The organism is Candidatus Goldiibacteriota bacterium (genome assembly GCA_016937715.1).
Lineage (GTDB): Bacteria > Oederibacteriota > PGYV01 > PGYV01 > PGYV01 > PGYV01.
This window is the reverse complement of record JAFGWA010000068.1, coordinates 1-3,058: the sequence shown is the minus strand read 5'-3', so window position 1 is coordinate 3,058 and position 3,058 is coordinate 1. Positions and strand designations below refer to the sequence as shown.

The window sequence follows — 3,058 nt, the reverse complement described above, 5'->3', positions numbered from 1 at the left end:
TCCTCTTTTGATTTAAAAACACTTTACCGTGTTTCTAACAAAAGGGGAGTAATTTTTTACAATGTACCAGCGCTCCCGCGCTGTCCGCGTATTTGAATCGTTCTTGTGTTTTGAATTTGAATTTGTAGGGACAGCGCTCCCGCGCTGTCCGGTAGTTTTTGTAAGTATCATTAATAAGGAGCATAAAATGGAAGAGTTGATAAACAGGTTAAAGAGCGGTACTTACACAAAGGATGACCTTATCGCTGCGCTTAGCATAAAAACTGAGCAGGAGTTTATGCCGTTGTTTAAATTATCCGAAGAAATCTGCGAACAATATTTTGGAAAAGGTGTTTTTATAAGGGGTATTATTGAATATACCAATAAGTGCAGGAAGAACTGTAATTATTGCGGTATAAGGCGGGACAATGAAAAGGTTTTAAGGTATTTGATTAAGCCCGAAGAGATATTTGCGGTTGTGGAAAAGTTAAAAGCGCAGGGCGTAATGACGGTGGTGCTGCAGGGCGGCGAAGATGCGGATTCAGACCCTGTGCTGCTGGATATAATAAAACAGATACGCGAAAAATACGACATGGCAATTACCATTTCTATAGGCGAGAGGCCGTTTGAAGTGTATAAACAGTTTAAAGAAGCCGGTGCCGACAGGTTCCTTTTAAGGATAGAGACCACAAACCCGGAACTTTTTAAAGCCCTGCATCCGGATGACGATCTGGAATACCGAAAAAAGTGCCTTTTGTGGCTTAAAGAGCTTGGTTATCAGGTTGGGACAGGGATAATGACAGGGCTGCCCGGACAGACAATGGAAATGATAGCGGATGACCTGCTGTATTTTAAAGAGCTTCAGCCGGCTATGGTGGGAATAGGCCCTTTCTTACCGCATAAGGACACCCCCTTTGGCGGCGAAGAGTCCAAAGGAGTCTTTCTTACTTTGAAGACGCTTGCGCTTATAAGGATTATGCTTAAAAATGTGAATCTTCCGGCCACAACGGCAATGGGTACTTCTGATAAAGACGGCAGAAAAATGGCCATGATGTACGGCGCAAACGTATTCATGCCCAACTACACGCCTGCTCCTTACAGGGAAAGTTATCTTCTATATGATAATAAGATATGCGTAAAAGAAGACTGCAGCAACTTGTGCGCCGGCTCCATAATAAAATCCGCCGGCAAACACGTGGAACAAGGCAGGGGAGATTACAAGAGTTTTTAGTTGGGTGTTTGTATTTGTTCTTGTTTTTAATGTAGAGACGCAATACATTGCGTCTCGTTTTAGATTTTTAAATGCGAGGCGTAATATATTTCGCCTCTACGGTATAATGCAATACCATACTTGTGGCAAATAAAATAACTTAAGGATCAATATGTATCCCGCGGATAAAAAAATAAAAGTCATCATAAGCCTGGTTTCCATATACCTGCTCTGGTCCACCACGTATATAGCCATTAAATACGCGATTACCGGAGTGCCCCCGCTTTTAATGTGCGGTATAAGGTTCTTAATTGCAGGCGTTATTACCTATCTGTATCTTATTTTAAGGGGTGAAAAACATCCGTCTTTAAAAGAATGGGGCGCCTGCGCGGTTTCCGGGTTTTTAATGTTTGCCATGGGCACCGGTTTTGTTGCCCTTGCCATGAAAACCGTAGGGTCGGGGTTATGCGCGGTGGCAATAGCTGCTGTCACAATATGGGCGTGTATATTAGGCCCGTTTTTTGGAAGAAAAGCGTCAAAGGTGGAATGGATAGGCGTGGCGCTTGGCATGGCGGGTATTTTTCTTTTGAACTTTGAAAGTGATTTTCAGGGTAATTTTATAGGGGCGCTATTTTTATTGGTTGCCGCACCTGCGTGGGCGCTGGGTTCTTTTGCGGGCAAAAAACTTAACGCGCCAAAGGGGCTTATGGGCAGCGCGCTTGCCATGACAGCGGGCGGGGCGCTTACATTGCTGGTTGGATTTATATCCGGGGAACGGTTTGTTGCTGTTCCTTCCGCGGAATCTGTAATGGCTATTTTATATCTTATAATTTTCGGTTCTCTTGTTGGCTTTACCGCCTATATGTATTTATTTGAACATACAAGCCCCGCGCTTGCCACAAGTTACTCTTTTGTGAATCCGATAGGCGCGGTAATTATAGGGGTGGCCTTTGGCAAAGAAATCATAAACGCTCACGGTTTTGCGGCAATGGCGCTTATAACAATCGGGGTTATATTTATAACCCTGGGGCATAAGGACAGGGATAAAGATTTAGTGAAGGTATAACTGCTGTATTTTGTGTTAAAATAAATTTATGGGTGATAAAAAATGACAGAACATTTTTCAACAGTGACGTATCTGAATAACATAAACGCGCGCGCGGTGGATGAACATATTCTTTTCCGCATGGGGTATAAAAAAGGCATTACAGAATTAACCGCGGAAGAACTGAAGAATATAAAAGGATTAATGGAAGAGGCAAGGCGCCTGTGCGCGTTAAAAGGCGCTTACGGAAGGTACTTAATAACCCACAATGATTACGCAAGGGTTCAGCTGGACAACGGCGTGCTGTTTGAAAGCAGGCAGCTTGCGGAACTTTTAAAAGACAGCACAGAGGTTGTTTTAATGGCAGCCACTGCCGGCGCGGAGATAGTGGAAGCCGCAAGAAATCAGATTCAGTCGGGCAGCGGCGCAAAAGGGATGATATTTGACGCCACAGCATCAGAAACCGCGGACAGTGCGCTTGATTGGATGCAGGATTTTTTAAATAAGAAGTTTGAAAGGGAAGGCAGAATCACCACAAGGCGTTTCAGCCCGGGTTATGGGGACCTGCAGTTATCGGCGCAAAAACACATTTATGACTCTCTTTTATTGGAAAAAATAGGGGTATCCATCACCGACAGGTTTCTGTTACTCCCCGAAAAATCCGTCCTTGCCATCGCCGGTATTCAGCCGGTAAAGTAGTTTCCGGCAGACCGTAGCGGTTATTTCGTAATAATAAATGTAACCGCAAAGTGATAATGTCCTAAATATGCAAAATAGAAATGTCCTATTCCAAGGCGTGGTAGCATAGAAATACGGAGGTGCGC

At 44.0% G+C, this 3,058-nt stretch carries 3 protein-coding genes; all 3 read left to right on the top strand.

What is annotated here, in order from left to right:
• The first annotated feature begins 187 nt into the window (after positions 1–187).
• Entirely contained in the window at positions 188–1,210 is a 1,023-nt protein-coding gene (gene hydE / locus JXR81_07570; protein MBN2754710.1) for a [FeFe] hydrogenase H-cluster radical SAM maturase HydE, read from the top strand.
• A gap of 151 nt (positions 1,211–1,361) precedes the next feature.
• Positions 1,362–2,255 carry a drug/metabolite exporter YedA gene (yedA, locus tag JXR81_07565; protein ID MBN2754709.1) on the top strand — a complete coding sequence of 298 codons (894 nt, stop codon included), beginning with the start codon at positions 1,362–1,364 and terminating at the stop codon, positions 2,253–2,255.
• A gap of 42 nt (positions 2,256–2,297) precedes the next feature.
• Positions 2,298–2,933: a methionine synthase gene (locus JXR81_07560; GenBank protein MBN2754708.1), complete on the top strand. Its 636-nt coding sequence runs from the start codon at positions 2,298–2,300 to the stop codon at positions 2,931–2,933.
• The last annotated feature ends 125 nt before the right edge of the window (positions 2,934–3,058 follow it).

Coding starts and splice junctions, on each gene's coding strand:
- yedA (MBN2754709.1), top strand. CDS start 1,362: ATGTATCCCGCGGATAAAAAAATAAAAGTCATCATAAGCCTGGTTTCC.
- JXR81_07560 (MBN2754708.1), top strand. CDS start 2,298: ATGACAGAACATTTTTCAACAGTGACGTATCTGAATAACATAAACGCG.
- hydE (MBN2754710.1), top strand. CDS start 188: ATGGAAGAGTTGATAAACAGGTTAAAGAGCGGTACTTACACAAAGGAT.